Genomic DNA, 16100 nt, shown 5'->3' with positions numbered 1-16100 from the left:
CTTGAGATGCCTGCAAAACCTAGCGCGATGCGGGGATTCGGCCAACCGTCGGGCCGGGTTCGGGCCGCAAAAAGCCGCGAAATGGCACGTCGGTAGCCTGTCGGTATTGCGTCGGTACCACGACAGTGGCGATTCACGGGGCGTCGCCGGGGCTCTGCGCCGCCTCTCGCCTTGCGGGCGCGGGCCGAGGACGCTAAACGCAGGGCGACAGAACCCGGAGAGTGATCCCATGTCGATTGACACCGAAACCGCCGCCAAAGTGGCCAAGCTGGCCCGGATCAGGGTCGAAGAAGATGCGCTGCCCGCGCTGGCGCAGGAATTCAACACGATCCTCGGCTTTATCGAGCAGCTGAACGAAGTGGATGTCGACGGCATCGAGCCGATGACCAGCGTCACGCCGATGCGCCTGCCGCGCCGGGTGGACGAGGTCAATGACGGCGACCAGCAGGCCAAGGTGCTGTCGAATGCGCCGGATGCCCGCGAAGGGTTCTTTGCCGTGCCGAAAGTGGTGGAGTGATCAATGACCGAGCTGAATGAACTGACCATCGCCGAGGCGCGGGACCGTCTGCGCAAGGGCGACGTGACCTCGGTCGAGCTGACCGATGCCTGCCTGAGCGCCATTGAGGGGGCCGGGGCGCTCAATGCCTTTGTGCATAACACGCCCGAGATCGCCCGCGAACAGGCGGCGGCGGCGGATGCGCGGATTGCCAAGGGCGATGCGCCGGCCATGTGCGGCATCCCCCTCGGCATCAAGGACCTGTTTTGCACCAAGGGCGTGCCGAGCCAGGCGGCGAGCGGCATTCTCGAAGGGTTCACCCCGGAATATGAAAGCACCGTGTCGCAGAAGCTGTTCGATGCGGGCTCGGTCATGCTTGGCAAGCTCAACATGGATGAGTTCGCCATGGGCTCGTCGAACGAGACCAGTGTTTACGGCAATGCGGTCAACCCGTGGCGGCGTGGCAATGACGAGACGGCGCTGACCCCGGGCGGGTCGTCGGGCGGCTCTGCGGCGGCGGTGGCGGCGGACCTGTGTCTTGCGGCGACCGGCACCGATACCGGCGGCTCGATCCGTCAGCCTGCGGCCTTTACCGGCATCACCGGCATCAAGCCGACCTATGGGCGGTGTTCGCGCTGGGGCATCGTGGCCTTTGCCTCGAGCCTCGATCAGGCGGGTCCGATGACCAAATCGGTGCGCGACGCGGCGATCATGCTCGAAGCGATGTGCGGCCATGACCCCAAGGACAGCACCAGCGCCGATCTGGCGGTGCCGGATTTCGAAGCGGCCCTGACCGGCGACATTCGCGGCAAGACCATCGGCATTCCGCGCGAATACCGGATGGAGGGCATGCCGGAAGAAATCGAGGCGCTCTGGCAAGAGGGCATCGCCAAGATGCGCAATGCCGGGGCCAAGATCGTCGATATCAGCCTGCCGCATACGAAATATGCGCTGCCCACCTATTACGTGATCGCGCCCGCCGAGGCGTCGTCGAACCTCGCCCGCTATGACGGGGTGCGCTATGGCCACCGCGCCAAGCTCGAGGCTGGGGACGGCATCACCGAGATGTATGAAAAGACCCGCGCCGAAGGCTTTGGCCATGAGGTGCAGCGCCGGGTCATGGTCGGCACCTATGTGCTCTCGGCCGGGTTCTATGACGCCTATTACAACCGCGCCCGCAAGGTGCGCGCCCTCATCAAGCGCGATTTCGAGCAGGTGTTTGCGGATGGGGTCGATGCGATCCTGACGCCCGCCACGCCCTCGGCGGCCTTTGGGCTTGGCGAGATGAAGGATGCCGATCCGGTGCAGATGTATCTCAACGATGTGTTCACCGTGACCGTCAACCTCGCCGGTCTGCCGGGCATTTCGGTGCCGGGTGGCATGGATCGTCAGGGGCTGCCCTTGGGGCTGCAGCTCATCGGCAAGCCTTGGGAAGAGGGCGAGTTGCTGAATTGCGCCTATGCGCTGGAACAGGCCACGGGCTTTGTGGAAAAGCCCGGTAAATGGTGGTAAAAGCCGCGCTGTTCGGCCCCCGGGGCCGCAGCGCGGGCCTTTGCCCGCGGTGAGAAAAGTGAGGCAGTTGAGCATGATCTACCGTCGTCCCCTTGGCCTGTTGGCCGTTCTGGCGCTTGCCGCCTGTTCGCCCGCCATCCCTGACAGTGGCGCACCCGATCCGGGCACTGGCGTCGGGTTCAACGATTATGACAGCTATGCCGCGCAACGCGCCCGTGATGCGCAACTGGCGGGGGGTGTCGTGCCTGCCGCGCCGGTGGTGAGCAGCGAACGTCTGCCGCAGGCCGATGCGAGCACTGCCAGCACTGCCAGCGCCTCGACCGGGTCGGCCGAGGGCGATATCGCGTCTGAGACGATGGCGGCGCTTGGCGCGGGCGAGAGCCGGGCCGCGGCGGTCAATTCCGGGGTTGTGCCGCTCGAGGCGAGCCCGTCGAACCCGCCGCCGCAGACGGTGGAGAATGCCGCCGGCATCAGCCAGGAAAATGATTTCAACGCAGTGGGCGCGGAACGTTCGATCGAGGGCGACAAGGCCCGGATCGAAGCCAACCGCGCGCAGTATCAGGTGGTCGAGCCCACCGCCATTCCGGCGCGGACGGGCGGATCAGAGCCCAATATCGTGGCCTATGCGCTGGCGGCGAGCCATCCGGTCGGCACGCAGGTGCACCGGCGGCTCAACATCAATGCGGGCAACCGCTATGCCAAGAACTGTGCGAAATACCCCTCGCCCGACAAGGCGCAGGAAGATTTCCTCGCCCAAGGCGGGCCGGAGCGTGACCGGATGGGGCTCGACCCCGATGGGGACGGGTTCGCCTGTTCCTGGGATCCCGCGCCGTTCCGCAAGGCTGTCGGTGGCTGAGCCGGGGCAGGATCGCTCTGCGCTGGCGGAGGGGTTGCCGGAGGATCTGATCTGGCACCCGTCGCCCAATCAGAATGAGCGGGCGGGCGGGCCTGCCGATACGCTCTTGCTGCATTTCACCAATATGGAGACGGCGGAGGCCGCGGTCGCGCGGCTCTGCTGTCCCGAGGCCAAGGTGTCCTGTCACTATGTCATCGCCGAGGATGGCCGTGCCTGGCAGCTCGTCGCGGAAGAGCGGCGGGCCTTTCATGCCGGGTTGGGCGGCTGGGGCCGGGTGGCGCAGGATATGAACAGCCGCACCATCGGGATCGAGCTCGCCAACCGGGGCAACCATCCTTTTCCCGAGCCGCAGATGCGGGTTCTGGAGGCGATGATGCGGGGCATCATGGCGCGCTGGTCGATCCCGCCGGAGCGAGTCATCGGCCATTCCGACATGGCGCCCGATCGCAAGGATGATCCCGGCCCGCATTTCGACTGGCAGCGGCTGGCGCGGCAGGGGCTGGCGGTCTGGCCCGAGGTCACGGCACCGCGCGGCGATGAGGATCTGACGCAGTTTCGGGCGCTGGCGGGGCAGGTGGGCTATCGGGCTGAGTTCTCGGACGAACATGTGCTCGCGGCGGTGCGGCTGCGGTATCGGCCCTGGGGGCGCGGGCCGCTCGGTGCCGAAGATATTGCGGTGCTGCGCGACATCGCGGCACGCTATCCGGTTGACCGGGGGCAAGGCGCGGCCTAGATGCAGGTTGCGCGGAGGGGCGGATGGCCGCGGGGTCTGGCAACAGGCCGCGAGGAAAGTCCGGACTCCACAAGGCAACGGTGCCGGGTAACGCCCGGCCGGGGCAACCCGAGGGAAAGCGCCACAGAGAACAGACTGCTCCGGCATGCCGGAGTGAGGGTGAAACGGTGGGGTAAGAGCCCACCGGGGGGCTGGTAACAGTCCCCGCATGGCAAGCCCCACCGGGAGCAATGCCGAATAGGGATCGCGCGCGGGGCCGGTCGGGCAACCGATACCGCCCGCAGGCCGCCTTGGCCCAGCAGATCCGGGTTGGCAGCTAGAGGCCGCATGGCAACATGTGGCCAAGATGAATGGTCATCTCGGGCAGCGTCTTTGGCGCTGTCTATGACAGAATCCGGCTTATAGCCCCTCCGCGCATATCCGGGCCACGCCCGGAGAGGGGAAAGCCCGCCGATTGCGACAGGAATCCTGTTGACTCGGGCCGCGATGCGGTTAAAAGGCAGGCTTCATGACGAATTTCACGGGCGGCCCCGGCCCCCCTGTGCAGGAGACAACCAATGGCGAAGCCGACGACAATCAAGATCCGTCTGAACTCGACCGAGGGCACGGGCCATTTCTATGTGACCAAGAAAAACGCCCGCACCATGACCGAGAAGATGGTCGTGCGCAAATACGACCCCGTTGCGCGCAAACATGTCGAGTACAAGGAAGGCAAGATCAAGTAAGATCGCCTTTCTCGACAGAGATCAAAAAAACCGCGCCCTAGAGCGCGGTTTTTTCATGTCTGCCTGTCTCTTGTCTGCCTGTCTCTGATGGTTCAGGGCACGATGCGGGCGTCGCGCAGGATGGCGGCCTGCCATGTTTCGGGGTCATGCACCTTGGAGAGGGTGCCGCGCAGGGTGATGCGCTGATTTTCCGTCACAAAGGGCAGGGCGTCGGCGAGCTGCACCTGCAGCGCCGCGTTGTGGTCGGGATCGCCGCAGAAGGGGCAGAGCCCCATGTCGGAGACGAGGATCAGCTCGCGCAGCGCTTCGCCCTCGGGGGTGAGCGGCGCGGCATAGCCGGTGATCTCGATCTCGACCGCTTCATCGGCAAAGCCCTTGGGCCAGGTCTTGCGCACCTCATAGGTGGTCTCGGTGACGATCTCGTCGATCTGGATCCCGTTGAGCAGCGCCCAGGTGTCGGGCTGGGCAAAGACCACATTGGTCGAGACGCCGAGCGTCGCGGCGGAGAGGGCAAGCCTGCTGATCTGCATGGGTCGAACTCCTGTCTATGTGCGGTGCCGTCGTGGCATGTCGTTGTAGCGCGCACTATGGGACAGGCGGGGCGGTTTGGGAATCCCCTAAGGGGCGCATTGGGGCTTGGTGGACGGATTTCCGCCGATAGGTGTGCGCATGAGCCCTTGCCACGAAAAAGGCCGGTCACGAGGACCGGCCTTTGCATCTGTCGTTATCTGCGGGCGCTTATTCGCGCGAGCCCAGCAGGTTCAGCAGCATCATGAACATGTTGATGAAGTCGAGGTAGAGGTTCAGCGCGCCCATGATGGCGGCCTTGCCGAGCCACTCGCTGTCGCCATGCGCGGCATGGGCGATGTAGGTGTTCTTGATGTTCTGCGTGTCATAGGCGGTCAGGCCGGCGAAGATCAGCACGCCGATGGCCGAGATCGCCATGGAGACGACGCCGCTGCCGAGGAAGATGTTGACGATCGACGCCACGATGAGGCCGATCACACCCATGATCAGGAACGAGCCCCAGCCCGAGATGTCCTTTTTCGTGGTGTAGCCCCAGAGCGACAGACCGCCGAAGGCGGCTGCGGTCGCGAAGAAGACCTGCGCGATCGACATGTCGGTGAAGACCACGAAGATATAGGAGATCGACACGCCCATCAGAGCGGCGAAGGCGTAGAAGAAGAGCTGTGCCGCGGCGGCGCTCAGGCGGTTGATCACCGCGCCGAAGGCAAAGACCATGATCAGCGGGGCGAACATCACGATGTAACGGGTGAAGCCGGTGAACAGCACTTCCATCATCGCGGCGTTGTTGCCCACGGCCCAGGCCGCGAGGAACGTCAGCAGCATGCCGACGGACATCGTGCCGTAGACTTTGCTCATATGGGCGCGAAGGCCCTCGTCAATGGCCGCTGCCTGCGCGCCTGCGCGGGTGCGGATGGTGTCAAATTGCGCCATGTATCCCTCCGATAGCTGGTCCACACCCAGTGACGGGTGGTTTGCACTCAATATCGGCGAGGCGCGGTTTGTTTTCAAGAGGCTGGCAAGGCGGCGGTTGCGTAAAATCGTGCAATTCGCCGCCCTGATGCCTTCCGGGCCCATTTGCCGCAGTCAGCACGGGGGCGGCACGGGGTCGACAGGGGGGCGGCAAGCCTCTCAGCCTTCGTCCCAGAAGGGGCGGCGGGCTTCGCTCAGGGCCTCGGTGCGGGTCAGGCCGATGTCGGCGAGCCGGTCAGCGTCCAGCTCGGCCAGAAGGCGGCGCTGACGGCGCAGGGAGGCCCAGGTCTGCAGGCGGGGCAGGAGGCCACGGCGGCTGTGGAGGGCTTGGGTGCGGGAGCGGGTGGAGGTAAGCTGGGTCATCGGTCTAACCTTTCGTATTCGTGATGTGTTGGGCCTTTTGCATTTTCGGTATTGATATATTTGCCCCATCTGGCATGATTAGTGAAACGAATGATTGAGATGGTCCACATCAAGGAGTGTGATGAATGCGAAATCTGGACATGACCACGCTCAGGTCGTTCATGGCGGTGGCCGATCATGGCGGCGTCACGCGGGCGGCGGGGGCGTTGAATCTGACGCAATCGGCGGTGAGTATGCAGATCAAGCGGCTCGAAGAGATGCTCGACATCACGCTCTTGGATCGGGCCAACCGGCGGGTGACGTTGACCGCCTCGGGCGAGCAGTTGCTGAGCTATGCGCGGCGGATCGTGGCGCTCAATGACGAGGCGGTGGGGCGGCTCACCGAGGATCTCTTTGAGGGCGAGGTGGTGCTCGGGGTGCCGCATGACGTGGTGTATCCGGTGATTCCGCGCGTGCTCAAGACCTTCAACAGCGTCTGCCCGCGGGTGAAGGTGCAGCTGCGCTCGTCGAGCACCTGGAAGCTGCATGAAGAGATGCGGCGCGGCGAGGTGGATATCATTCTTGGCACCGAGGCCGAGCTGCAGCCGGGGGGCGAGACGCTCACCGAGATGCCGCTGCGCTGGACCTCGCCACGGGGCGGGCAGGCCTGGAAGAAGCGGCCGATCCGGCTGGCCTTTGGGCAGGTCTGTGCCTTTCGGCCCATTGCTATCAAAGCGCTGGACGGGGCGGGGATCCACTGGGAATTCGCCGTCGAGAGCGAGGATGACCGCGCCATCGAGGCGCTGGTCTCGGCCGATCTGGCGGTGGGGGCGATGCTCGAAGACAGCATTCCGCCCTATCTCGAGGCATTGCCGCCGGGCTGTGAGCTGCCCGATCTGGGCAGCCAGAAGATCAACCTCTATCGCGCGCCGGGCAGCACCGGGCCGGTTCTTGACGAGCTGGCGGCGATGCTGCGGCAGGGGTTTGCCTGTGCCGCCGCGCCGCCGGTGGCTATTCGTGAGGCCTGATCACCACTTTGCCGGTGGATTTGCGGCTGCGCAGCAATTCGAGCCCATCGCCCGCCTGCGCCAGCGGCAGGGCGTGGCTCACATGCGGTTTGATGCGGCCCTCGCGGTGCCAGGATAGCAGGGTGGCGAGGCTGTCGGTGACGACCTCGGGTTTGAAGGCCAGGTAGCCGCCCCAATAGAGCCCCATCACGGTGAGGTTCTTGACCAGCAGGTGATTGGCGGGGATCTGCGGCACGTCGCCGCTGGCAAAGCCAATGGGCAGCAGCCGCGCCTCGGGGTTGCAGGCGCGAAAGGCGGATTTGAACTGGTCGCCGCCCACCGGATCATAGACCACATCGGCGCCGCCCAGGGCGCGCACGCGCTCGCGGATGTCTTCGCTGGCGGCGTCGATCAGGTAATCGGCCCCGGCGCGGCGGGCGACCTCGAGTTTCTCGGCACCACGGGCGCAGGCGATGACCTTGGCCCCCATGGCATGACCGATTTCGACGGCGGTGAGGCCAACGCCGCCCGCTGCGCCGAGCACCAGAAGCGTTTCGCCCGGTTGCAGCCGCGCCTTGTAGTCGAGGGCGAGATGGCTCGTGCCATAGGCGATCTGCAGCGCGGCGGCGTCGTCAAAGCTCATGTCATCGGGGAGGAGGACGGCGCGGTTGGCGGGAAAGCAGCCATATTCGGCGAGACCACCCTGACCGCCAAACACCGCGACGCGGCTGCCGACGGCGGGGCCGTCGGTGTCGGGACCGAGCGCATCGACCACGCCGGCCACCTCCATGCCGAGGGTGAAGGGGGGCTCGGGCGTGTCCTGGTATTTGCCCTGACACATCAGCAGGTCGGCGAAGTTGAGCCCGCAAGCCAAGATCTTGACACGAATCATTCCCGCTCCGGGTGTCGGGACGGGCTTGTCTTGGAGCGTCGGAGCGACGTCAAATCGCGTCACTTGGTAGCTGCGCACAGGAAAACCTCCTTAGAATCAGGGTTAAATGGTTAACGTAACTGCCTCAAATTGTGTCCAAAGGCTAGAAAATCGCAACTGACCGTGAATGTTGTTGGGGGAATTTATACAATTCGCGTTATAATTGAGCTTGTTTTGATCAAATACCTTCTCGGCGGAACGAAAACCGTGTATCTTTCTCGTTGTCGTCGTGTTTCCAGCGCCCATTTATTCTAGGGCGAACAATCATCCTAAGTCTTGATCGGGGACCATGGCGGCACCGAGTAGGACGAGTAAACAAGGATTACGAATATGCCACACGCAGTTGATGTACATGTTGGAAAACGCATTCGCCATCGTCGGTGGCTGGTGGGGATGACCCAACAGCAATTGGCCGAAAGCGTCGGGATCAAGTTTCAGCAGATCCAGAAATACGAGACCGGTGCCAACCGCGTCAGCGCCTCCCGTCTTTGGGATATCGCCGGTGCGATGGATGTCGATGTCAGCTTTTTCTTCGATGGTCTGGAGCGGGCGGATGCCGCCGCGCCCTCGGCTGCGGGAGATCTTCTGGGGGATAAAGAGGCGCTCGATCTCGTGCGGTCCTATTATTCCATCCCCGAAAACCAACGCCGCCGTCTGTTCGAACTGGCCCGGGTGCTGAGCGACGTCGCTTGAGCCCAGGCCGGCATCGCGCTACCACCGGGGGATACTCAGACCCGAAAGGTGCCGCGGATGACCGGACGCAAGGCGCAGCTGGCTGACAGCGCGCAAATCATTGAAACCGCCCATGCGATGGCCGACGCGGCCCGCCGGGCGGTTTTGCCGTTTTTCAGACATGGCGATCTTGTTGCCGACAACAAGGATGCCGCCGGCTTCGACCCGGTGACCGAGGGCGACCGCGCCGCCGAGCGCGCCATGCGCGCGGTGCTGGCCGAGCGCCGCCCCGAGGATGCGATCCTTGGCGAGGAATATGGTGAGAGCGAGGGCACCAGCGGGCTCACCTGGGTGCTCGATCCGGTGGATGGCACGCGCGGGTTTCTGTCGGGCACGCCGACCTGGGGGGTGCTCATCGCGCTCTCGGATGAGAGCGGGCCGCTCTATGGCATCGTGGATCAGCCCTATATCGGCGAGCGGTTTGAGGGTGGCCTTGGTCAGGCGCGGGTCGTTGGGCCGCAGGGCGAGGCCAAGCTCGTCACGCGCGGGCCGCGCGAACTGCAAGATTGCATCCTCTTCACCACCTTTCCCGAGCTGGGCAGTGCCGATGAGGCGGCGGCGTTTCGCGCGGTGTCGGACCGGGTGCAGCTCACCCGCTATGGGATGGATTGCTATGCCTATGCGCTTTTGGCGGCGGGGCAGATCGATCTGGTGATCGAGGCCGGGCTCAACGCCTATGACATTCAGGGGCCGATGGCGGTGATCGAGGCGGCGGGCGGCATTGTCACCGACTGGAAGGGCGGCCCGGCGCATATGGGCGGCCGGGTTCTCGCGGCGGCCAATGCGGCGCAGCACAAGGCCGCGCTCGACATTCTGTCGGACTGGCCCTGAGACGAGACGAGAAGGAGAACGCCATGCGACCTGCGCAACATTTCATGATCCTTGCGACGACCCTGCTGCTCGCGGCCTGTGGCGGCGGCGGGACCGGGCCGGGGCCACAGGAATCCGTGGTCCGGGCCGGGCCGATCAGCCATATTCCCGGCGATCTCAGCCGGCAGGCTCTGGATGCGGTCAATTCCTACCGGGCCCAGTATTCGCAGCCCCTGCTGCGCACCAATGGGCGACTGGCGGCGGCGGCGGCCTCGCATGCGGCGGATATGGCGGCGACCGACGGGCTCAGCCATACCGGCAGCGATGGCGGCGATGTGGCCGATCGGGCGCGGGCGGCGGGCTATGACTATTGTTTCATTGCGGAAAATATCGCCCAGGGGCCGCAGGATATTCCCGAGGCGCTGGCGGGCTGGATGGCGTCACCGGGGCATCGGCAGAACATGCTCAACCCGCGGGCGCGCGAGATGGCCTTGGCGCAACGCGGAGCCTATTGGGTGATGGTGCTGGGCGAGCGCGGCTGCTGAGGCGCGGGGCTTTCGTTTTGCGGGAAAGGTGCCAAATTTTCCCGCTATCGTGAGGGCAGGTTTCGGGTTAGGGACGCGGCAACAAGGCCCGACAGGGGCATCAATTTCCCCGCGCGTGTGCCCAGCGCAAGGGGGCAGAGCGGGGAGCTGCGCCAATGAGCGAATATGACGACCAGCACGAGACCGAAGCCGAGCGCGACGAGGATGCCTATGCGCTCGACCCGCAGGCCATCGCGCGCATCATGTTCGCCGTTGATACCAATGACCGTGACCGGCTCTTGTCCGAGATGGAGCCGCTGCACGCGGCCGACATCGCCGACCTTCTCGAACAGCTCAACGCTTTTGACCGCCGCCGCCTGATCGAGCTCTACAGCAACGAGTTCGACGGCGAGATCCTGTCGGAGCTCGACGAATCGATCCGCGAGGACGTGCTGTCGATCCTGAGCCCCGAAGTCCTTGCCGAGGCGGTGCGCGAGCTCGACAGCGATGACGTGGTCGATCTCGTCGAGGATCTCGAAGAGGATCAGCAGGAGGCCATTCTCGAGGCGCTCGAGGACAGCGACCGGGCCGCCGTTCAGAAATCGCTCACCTATCCGGAATATTCCGCCGGTCGTCTGATGCAGCGCGAGGTGGTGATGGCGCCCGAGCATTGGAATGTCGGCGAAGCCATTGATTTCCTGCGCGATCAGGAGGAATTGCCGGATCAGTTCTATCACATCGTGCTGGTCGATCCGCGGCTGCGCCCGGTGGGCAATGTGACGCTCGGCAAGCTGATGGGCTCGCGCCGGGAGATCCTGCTCAAGAGCATTGCCGAAGAGACATTCCACGTCATCCCGGTGACGCAGGACGAGGGCGATGTCGCCTATGCGTTCAATCAGTATCACCTGATCTCGGCGCCGGTGGTGGATGAAAACGACCGGCTCGTCGGGGTGATCACCATCGATGACGCGATGGTGGTGCTCGACGAGGAACATGAGGAAGACATCATGCGTCTCGCCGGGGTCGGCGAAGGCGGTCTCAACGACAATATCGCCGAGACCACGCGGCAGCGCTTTCCTTGGCTGGCGGTCAATCTGGTGACGGCGATCCTCGCGTCGCTGGTGATTTCGATGTTCGAGGATACGATTGCGAAATTCGTGTCGCTGGCGGTGCTGATGCCGATCGTCGCCTCGATGGGCGGCAATGCCGGCACCCAGAGCCTCACCGTGGCGGTGCGCGCCATCGCCACCAAGGACTTGACCGGGCGCAACGTCTGGCGCGTCATCCGGCGCGAGGTGCTGGTCGGGCTGGTCAATGGCACGATCTTTGCCGTGGTCATGGGGATCGTCGGCGTGCTGTGGTTCGGCGGGCCAGAGCTTGGCTATGTGATTGCCGCCGCAATGGTGATCAATCTTGTCGTTGCGGGCTTTGCCGGGACGGTGATCCCGGTGGTACTCGAACGTATCGGCGTCGACCCGGCGCTGGCCTCGGGGGCCTTTGTGACCACCGTGACCGATGTGGTCGGGTTCTTCGCCTTTCTGGGACTGGCAGGGATGTGGCTGTTGTGAGCGACGCGGCACTTATCGAGATCAAGGCAGAGGCGCGGCGGGCGGCCTTTGCGCGGCGCAAGGCGGCCCATGCGGCGGCGGCCCCCGGTGCGGCGGGGCGGCTCAGCGAGGTGCTCGCAGGCTATCGCGGCGTGCCGCTGGCGGGCTATATGCCGATCCGCACCGAGATCGACCCGCTGCCCGCCATGGCCGAGGCGGCGGCGCATGGGCCGGTCGGCGTGCCGGTGATCGTGGCCGAGGGCGCGCCACTGATCTTTTCGCGCTGGGAGCCGGAGTGCGAGATGGTGGAGGGGCCGTTCGGCGCCTCTGTTCCGGCCAAGGGCGAGCTCTTTGAGCCGGAGATCCTCATCGTGCCGCTGGTCGGGTTCGACCGGCAGGGCGGGCGGCTTGGCTATGGCGGCGGGTTCTATGACCGGACGCTTGAAAAGCTCCGCGCGAAACGGCCGACGCTGGCCATCGGCTTTGCCTATGGTGCGCAGGAGGCGGCGCGGCTGCCGCTCGAAGTGACGGATCAGCCGCTGGATATGCTGGTGACAGAGGCCGAGGTGATCAGCTTCGGCTAGGGGGGCGACATGGCGGAACATCTCTATACGGCCGGGGTCACATGGACCGGCAACCGGGGCGAAGGGACGGCGCATTACCGCGCCTATGACCGCACATGGGATGTGAGCACGCCGGGCAAGCCGGTGGTGCAGTGTTCGAACGATCCGCTTCTGGGCGGTGATCCGGGGCTGCACAATCCAGAGGATCTGTTGATCGCGGCGCTCTCGGCCTGTCACATGCTGTGGTTTTTGCATCTGGCGAGCGATGCGGGCATCACCGTGCTGGGCTATGAGGATGCGCCGGAGGCGGTGGGCGAGACCGAGGCCAATGGCGCGAGCCGCTTTCTGCGCGCCACGCTGCGCCCGCGCATCGTGCTGGCGGAGGGGGCCGACCCGGCCCGCGCCGACGCGGTCCATGGCGAGATCCACAAGGTCTGTTTCATCGCGCGGTCGGTGAATTTCCCGGTGGCGATCCAGGCGCGCTATAGCTTTCGCACCAAGGGCTGATGGCTCAGCCCTCGGCGGCGATCTTGCGCAGTTCGAATTTCTGGATCTTGCCGGTCGAGGTCTTGGGCAATTCCTGAAACCGCACCTGTTTCGGCGTCTTGAACCCGGCGAGCCGCTCGCGGGCGAAGGCGATGATCGCAGCCTCGTCGCAGACCGCGCCTTCCTTGAGCTCGACAAAGGCGCAGGGCACTTCGCCCCATTTGTCATCCGGCTTGGCCACCACGGCGCAGAGCAGCACCTCGGGGTGTTTCATCAACACGCCTTCGACCTCGATGGACGAGATGTTTTCACCGCCCGAAATGATGATGTCCTTGGCCCGGTCGGCGATCTTGAGATAGCCGTCGGGATGCTGAAAGGCGATGTCGCCGGAGTGGAAATAGCCGCCCTTGAAGGCCTCTTTGGTGGCCTCGGGGTTCTTGAGATAGCCTTTCATCACCGCATTGCCGCGGATCATGATCTCGCCCTGGGTGGCGCCATCCATCGGCACCTGTTTCATCGTCTCGGGGTCGAGCGCGGTGATGTCCTCCATCATCGGCATCAAGACCCCGGTGCGGGCCTTGATCGCATAGCGTTCCTCGTCCTCCTCGCCGTCCCAGCGGGCGTGCCAGGTGCATTCGGTGACATGGCCATAGGTCTCGGTCAGGCCGTAGACCTGCGTCACGCTGAACCCCAGCGGTTCGATCGCGCGCAGCGTGGCGGCGGGGGGCGGCGCCCCGGCGGTGTAGGTCTGCACGATATGGTCAAAGGCGCGCCGGTCCTCGGGCTTGGCGTTGACGATCATGTTGAGCACGATGGGCGCGCCGCCCATATGGGTCACGCCGTCATCGGCGATGGCGTCATAGATGGCGCGGGCGGTGATGTCGCGGCAGCAGACCACACAGCCGCCGACCAGCGGCATCATCCAGCTGTGGTTCCAGTTGTTGCAGTGAAAGAGCGGCACGATGGTGAGATAGCGCGCCTGATGCGGCATTGGCCAGCTCACCGCCGTGCCCATGGTCATCAGATAGGCGCCGCGATGGTGATAGACCACGCCTTTGGGGCGGCCCGTGGTGCCCGAGGTGTAGTTGAGCGCGAGGCTCTCCCATTCATCCTTGGGCATGATCCAGTTGAAATCCTCGTCACCGCTGGCGAGGAAATCTTCATATTCGAGATAGCGGCCAGTGGCGGGGTATCCGGCCTGCGGGTCGGCCACCTCGACGATTTGCGGGCCCTTGCCCTTCATCCTTGCGATGGCGGCCTCGGCCAGCGGCAAGAGCGCGGTGTCGACAAGGGCGAGCTGCGCCTCGCCATGGCCGAAGATATAGGAGATCGTGTCAGGCTCGAGCCGCGTGTTGATCGCGTTGAGCACCGCGCCGCTGGCGGGCACGCCGAAATGCGCCTCGACATGGGCGGGGACATTGGGCAGCAGCGTCGCCACCACATCGCCGGGCCGCAGCCCGAGGTTCTTCAGCGCCGAGGCGAGCTGGGTGACGCGGGCGTGATACTCGCGATAGCTGCGGCGGGTCTCGCCATAGACCAGCGCTTCGTAATCGGGATAGATCTGCACCGCGCGGCGCAGATGCGACAGCGGCGTCAGCGGCACGAAATTCGCCGCGCATTTGTCGAGCCCTGTCTCGTCCTTCATCCAGCCCATCGAATCCTCCCTGATTCTCCTCGCCCGGTTGGGTGACAATATTGAGAAAAATCCGCCGGTCAATTTTTTAATTGTCTTACAATTGGGGGCGGCGCAGCGAAATCCCCTTCGGCAGGCCTATTGGCGTTCCCAGCGGCGGGGCGGCGGGCTAGGGTAGGGCATGATCATTTCGACCCGGCGCCGCTATATCTTTGTGCATATCCCCAAGACCGGCGGCACCTCTTTGGCGCTGGCGCTCGAGGCGCGGGCGGCGGCGGATGACATCCTGATCGGTGACACGCCCAAGGCGCAGCGGCGACGCGGGCGGCTCAAGGGTCTACAGGCGGCGGGGCGGCTTTGGAAACATTCGACGCTGGCGGATATCGACGGGATCCTGCCGCCCGAGCAGATGGCGCAGATGAAAGTGATCTGCATGGTGCGCAACCCGTGGGACCGGCTGGTGAGCTATTACCATTGGCTGCAGGAGCAGACATTTGATCACGAGGCGGTGCGGCTGGCGCAAGGGCTGAGCTTTTCCGGGTTTCTCAATCACCCGCATACGCAGGCGTCTTTCCTGCAATGGCCCTTCGAGCGGCATGTCACTTTGGCAAATGGGGCAAAACGGGGCGATTTCTTCGTCAGGCTGGAAGATTTCCAACGCGATATCGCCGCATTCGAGGCCCATCTCGGCTTTGGCATAGAGCTGCCAAAGGCCAATGTATCAAGGCGCAGGCGCGATTATCGCAGCTATTACTCCGAGGCCGATTCGGAGCTCGTCGGACGGCTCTGTGCCGAGGATATCGCGCGGTTCGGCTACGCGTTTTAGGCGTGGATACAGAAACTTTAAATCAATTCCCTCAGGATTGGTGCATCTGCCCGAACAGTGACGCGATTGCGCCATAATCTCGGCACAACTCCATCCCGAATCGCAGGCAGGTTGATCCCAGCTGCTCAGACAGGCGGGGCGCAGAATGTGCCAACACAAGGGGATGACGATGTTTGCAGAAAGAGTGACGGCCCAGGGACGGCCAAGGGAGGGCACGGTCGGGACGCCGGGCCGGGACAGCGGAAATCATGAAAAAGCCGTGATCGTGGCGACGGGCCTTTTGTCCGACACGCAGGTGGCCACGCCGATGGGCTGGCGCGCGGTGGAGGGCCTCGTCGCGGGCGATATGGTGCTGACCTTCGACAACGGGTTCCGCGAGGTGACCGCCGTCGAGAGCGCCAAGAGCTGGACCGGTGACGGGCTTGCACCGCAGGATCACTGGCTGGTCGAGATGCCGGCCAACACGCTCGGCAACCGGACGACATTGCGGCTGCCACCGCAACAGGGCGTCATGGTCGAAAGCGACGCGGCCGAGCTGCTTTATGGTGATCCGTTCAGCGTGATCCCGGCGCTGGCGCTCGAGGCGCTGCCGGGGGTGAGCCGCCTGCCGGTGCGGGCCAAGACACGCTGTGTCACGCTGCGCTTTGCCGAAGAAGAGGTGGTGTTTTCGCGAGAGGGCGGCCTGCTGCACTGCCCGTCGTCGCGCGATCTGCTCGATCTTGATGGCGACCGTCCGCAGTATGAGATGCTGCCGCTGACGCTGGCGCGGGACATTGTCGAGACGCTGACGCTTCAGGAGGCACGCGCCTCGGAGCTGTGCCCGATGATCTGACGGAGGGCAGATTGACGGGTCTTGGGGGAGGGCCGGGGGAAACCCCGG

The 16100-nt window shown here is 64.6% G+C and carries 19 protein-coding genes and 1 other RNA gene; 15 read left to right on the top strand and 5 right to left on the bottom strand.

All coding sequences use genetic code 11. The features are described 5' to 3' along the window. Positions 1–229: 229 nt before the first annotated feature. From gatC to rpmG, 6 genes are all read left to right on the top strand, one after another. Positions 230–517, top strand: a complete 288-nt coding sequence (gene gatC, locus WA237_RS00220) for an Asp-tRNA(Asn)/Glu-tRNA(Gln) amidotransferase subunit GatC (RefSeq protein ID WP_009812456.1) — start codon at positions 230–232, stop codon at positions 515–517. A 3-nt stretch (positions 518–520) separates the two neighbouring features. Beyond that, positions 521–2008 (top strand): Asp-tRNA(Asn)/Glu-tRNA(Gln) amidotransferase subunit GatA, encoded by a 1488-nt coding sequence (gene gatA / locus WA237_RS00215; protein ID WP_336096231.1) that lies wholly within the window; start codon positions 521–523, stop codon positions 2006–2008. Positions 2009–2081: 73 nt separating this feature from the next. Further along, positions 2082–2864 (top strand): hypothetical protein, encoded by a 783-nt coding sequence (locus tag WA237_RS00210; RefSeq protein WP_336096230.1) that lies wholly within the window; start codon positions 2082–2084, stop codon positions 2862–2864. Beyond that, positions 2857–3597 (top strand): N-acetylmuramoyl-L-alanine amidase, encoded by a 741-nt coding sequence (locus WA237_RS00205; RefSeq protein WP_336096229.1) that lies wholly within the window; start codon positions 2857–2859, stop codon positions 3595–3597. Before WA237_RS00210 ends, WA237_RS00205 begins: the two co-directional genes overlap by 8 nt. 11 nt (positions 3598–3608) lie before the next feature. Continuing rightward, positions 3609–4015, top strand: an RNA gene (gene rnpB, locus WA237_RS00200) — RNase P RNA component class A. A gap of 139 nt (positions 4016–4154) precedes the next feature. Further along, entirely contained in the window at positions 4155–4322 is a 168-nt protein-coding gene (gene rpmG / locus WA237_RS00195) for a 50S ribosomal protein L33 (protein ID WP_009812452.1), read from the top strand. A 92-nt stretch (positions 4323–4414) separates the two neighbouring features. On the opposite strand, the gene WA237_RS00190 is transcribed toward rpmG, so the two are convergent. The 3 genes from WA237_RS00190 to WA237_RS00180 form a co-directional block, all read right to left on the bottom strand. Then, positions 4415–4852, bottom strand: coding sequence for a hypothetical protein (locus tag WA237_RS00190; RefSeq protein WP_216015557.1), 438 nt, complete (start codon positions 4850–4852; stop codon positions 4415–4417). A gap of 208 nt (positions 4853–5060) precedes the next feature. Continuing rightward, positions 5061–5780, bottom strand: coding sequence for a Bax inhibitor-1/YccA family protein (locus tag WA237_RS00185; protein WP_336096228.1), 720 nt, complete (start codon positions 5778–5780; stop codon positions 5061–5063). Between the two features lie 198 nt (positions 5781–5978). Beyond that, on the bottom strand, positions 5979–6182 hold the full coding sequence (locus tag WA237_RS00180) for a DUF1127 domain-containing protein (protein ID WP_336096227.1): 204 nt from the start codon (positions 6180–6182) through the stop codon (positions 5979–5981). A 125-nt stretch (positions 6183–6307) separates the two neighbouring features. On the opposite strand from WA237_RS00180, the gene WA237_RS00175 reads away from it, so the two are divergent. Further along, positions 6308–7189 carry a LysR family transcriptional regulator gene (locus tag WA237_RS00175; RefSeq protein ID WP_040617777.1) on the top strand — a complete coding sequence of 294 codons (882 nt, stop codon included), beginning with the start codon at positions 6308–6310 and terminating at the stop codon, positions 7187–7189. On the opposite strand, the gene WA237_RS00170 is transcribed toward WA237_RS00175, so the two are convergent. Then, positions 7173–8060: an NADPH:quinone oxidoreductase family protein gene (locus tag WA237_RS00170; RefSeq protein WP_336096226.1), complete on the bottom strand. Its 888-nt coding sequence runs from the start codon at positions 8058–8060 to the stop codon at positions 7173–7175. The two genes, WA237_RS00175 and WA237_RS00170, sit on opposite strands and share 17 nt — an antisense overlap. 369 nt (positions 8061–8429) lie before the next feature. Here WA237_RS00170 and WA237_RS00165 point away from each other — a divergent pair, with 369 nt between their 5' ends. The 6 genes from WA237_RS00165 to WA237_RS00140 all read left to right on the top strand — a co-directional run bounded on the left by WA237_RS00165 (position 8430) and on the right by WA237_RS00140 (position 12782). After that, entirely contained in the window at positions 8430–8792 is a 363-nt protein-coding gene (locus WA237_RS00165; protein ID WP_040617775.1) for a helix-turn-helix domain-containing protein, read from the top strand. Positions 8793–8849: 57 nt separating this feature from the next. Beyond that, a complete protein-coding gene (locus WA237_RS00160) occupies positions 8850–9662 on the top strand; it encodes an inositol monophosphatase family protein (protein ID WP_336096225.1) in 813 nt (270 codons plus the stop codon). A gap of 23 nt (positions 9663–9685) precedes the next feature. Then, complete coding sequence (locus tag WA237_RS00155) at positions 9686–10186, top strand: CAP domain-containing protein (protein ID WP_336096224.1); 501 nt, start codon at positions 9686–9688, stop codon at positions 10184–10186. Between the two features lie 155 nt (positions 10187–10341). Beyond that, positions 10342–11733, top strand: coding sequence for a magnesium transporter (gene mgtE, locus WA237_RS00150; RefSeq protein WP_009812443.1), 1392 nt, complete (start codon positions 10342–10344; stop codon positions 11731–11733). Beyond that, entirely contained in the window at positions 11730–12296 is a 567-nt protein-coding gene (locus WA237_RS00145) for a 5-formyltetrahydrofolate cyclo-ligase (RefSeq protein ID WP_336096223.1), read from the top strand. The genes mgtE and WA237_RS00145 overlap by 4 nt, the downstream gene beginning before the upstream one ends. A gap of 9 nt (positions 12297–12305) precedes the next feature. Then, positions 12306–12782: an OsmC family protein gene (locus tag WA237_RS00140; RefSeq protein WP_336096222.1), complete on the top strand. Its 477-nt coding sequence runs from the start codon at positions 12306–12308 to the stop codon at positions 12780–12782. Positions 12783–12786: 4 nt separating this feature from the next. On the opposite strand, the gene WA237_RS00135 is transcribed toward WA237_RS00140, so the two are convergent. Further along, positions 12787–14415, bottom strand: a complete 1629-nt coding sequence (locus WA237_RS00135; protein ID WP_009812440.1) for an AMP-binding protein — start codon at positions 14413–14415, stop codon at positions 12787–12789. Positions 14416–14575: 160 nt separating this feature from the next. Here WA237_RS00135 and WA237_RS00130 point away from each other — a divergent pair, with 160 nt between their 5' ends. Both WA237_RS00130 and WA237_RS00125 read left to right on the top strand, forming a co-directional pair. Continuing rightward, entirely contained in the window at positions 14576–15220 is a 645-nt protein-coding gene (locus WA237_RS00130) for a sulfotransferase family 2 domain-containing protein (protein ID WP_336096221.1), read from the top strand. Positions 15221–15389: 169 nt separating this feature from the next. Continuing rightward, the gene (locus WA237_RS00125; protein ID WP_336096220.1) at positions 15390–16052 is read left to right on the top strand and encodes a Hint domain-containing protein; all 663 of its coding nucleotides are present in this window, start codon (positions 15390–15392) and stop codon (positions 16050–16052) included. Positions 16053–16100 lie beyond the last annotated feature (48 nt).

Source organism: Roseovarius sp. CH_XMU1461 (genome assembly GCF_037027165.1).
GTDB lineage: Bacteria > Pseudomonadota > Alphaproteobacteria > Rhodobacterales > Rhodobacteraceae > Roseovarius > Roseovarius nubinhibens.
The sequence above is the reverse complement of the archived record's forward strand: the minus strand, read 5'-3'. Positions and strand labels throughout refer to the sequence as shown.

What these genes read in the sequence shown, in the direction of transcription:
- mgtE (WP_009812443.1), top strand. Translation starts at nt 10,342, where the DNA reads ATGAGCGAATATGACGACCAGCACGAGACCGAAGCCGAGCGCGACGAG.
- WA237_RS00155 (WP_336096224.1), top strand. Translation starts at nt 9,686, where the DNA reads ATGCGACCTGCGCAACATTTCATGATCCTTGCGACGACCCTGCTGCTC.
- WA237_RS00140 (WP_336096222.1), top strand. Translation starts at nt 12,306, where the DNA reads ATGGCGGAACATCTCTATACGGCCGGGGTCACATGGACCGGCAACCGG.
- WA237_RS00130 (WP_336096221.1), top strand. Translation starts at nt 14,576, where the DNA reads ATGATCATTTCGACCCGGCGCCGCTATATCTTTGTGCATATCCCCAAG.
- WA237_RS00165 (WP_040617775.1), top strand. Translation starts at nt 8,430, where the DNA reads ATGCCACACGCAGTTGATGTACATGTTGGAAAACGCATTCGCCATCGT.
- gatC (WP_009812456.1), top strand. Translation starts at nt 230, where the DNA reads ATGTCGATTGACACCGAAACCGCCGCCAAAGTGGCCAAGCTGGCCCGG.
- WA237_RS00125 (WP_336096220.1), top strand. Translation starts at nt 15,390, where the DNA reads ATGTTTGCAGAAAGAGTGACGGCCCAGGGACGGCCAAGGGAGGGCACG.
- gatA (WP_336096231.1), top strand. Translation starts at nt 521, where the DNA reads ATGACCGAGCTGAATGAACTGACCATCGCCGAGGCGCGGGACCGTCTG.
- WA237_RS00170 (WP_336096226.1), bottom strand. Translation starts at nt 8,060, where the DNA reads ATGATTCGTGTCAAGATCTTGGCTTGCGGGCTCAACTTCGCCGACCTG.
- WA237_RS00180 (WP_336096227.1), bottom strand. Translation starts at nt 6,182, where the DNA reads ATGACCCAGCTTACCTCCACCCGCTCCCGCACCCAAGCCCTCCACAGC.
- rpmG (WP_009812452.1), top strand. Translation starts at nt 4,155, where the DNA reads ATGGCGAAGCCGACGACAATCAAGATCCGTCTGAACTCGACCGAGGGC.
- WA237_RS00210 (WP_336096230.1), top strand. Translation starts at nt 2,082, where the DNA reads ATGATCTACCGTCGTCCCCTTGGCCTGTTGGCCGTTCTGGCGCTTGCC.
- WA237_RS00185 (WP_336096228.1), bottom strand. Translation starts at nt 5,780, where the DNA reads ATGGCGCAATTTGACACCATCCGCACCCGCGCAGGCGCGCAGGCAGCG.
- WA237_RS00175 (WP_040617777.1), top strand. Translation starts at nt 6,308, where the DNA reads ATGCGAAATCTGGACATGACCACGCTCAGGTCGTTCATGGCGGTGGCC.
- WA237_RS00160 (WP_336096225.1), top strand. Translation starts at nt 8,850, where the DNA reads ATGACCGGACGCAAGGCGCAGCTGGCTGACAGCGCGCAAATCATTGAA.
- WA237_RS00135 (WP_009812440.1), bottom strand. Translation starts at nt 14,415, where the DNA reads ATGGGCTGGATGAAGGACGAGACAGGGCTCGACAAATGCGCGGCGAAT.
- WA237_RS00190 (WP_216015557.1), bottom strand. Translation starts at nt 4,852, where the DNA reads ATGCAGATCAGCAGGCTTGCCCTCTCCGCCGCGACGCTCGGCGTCTCG.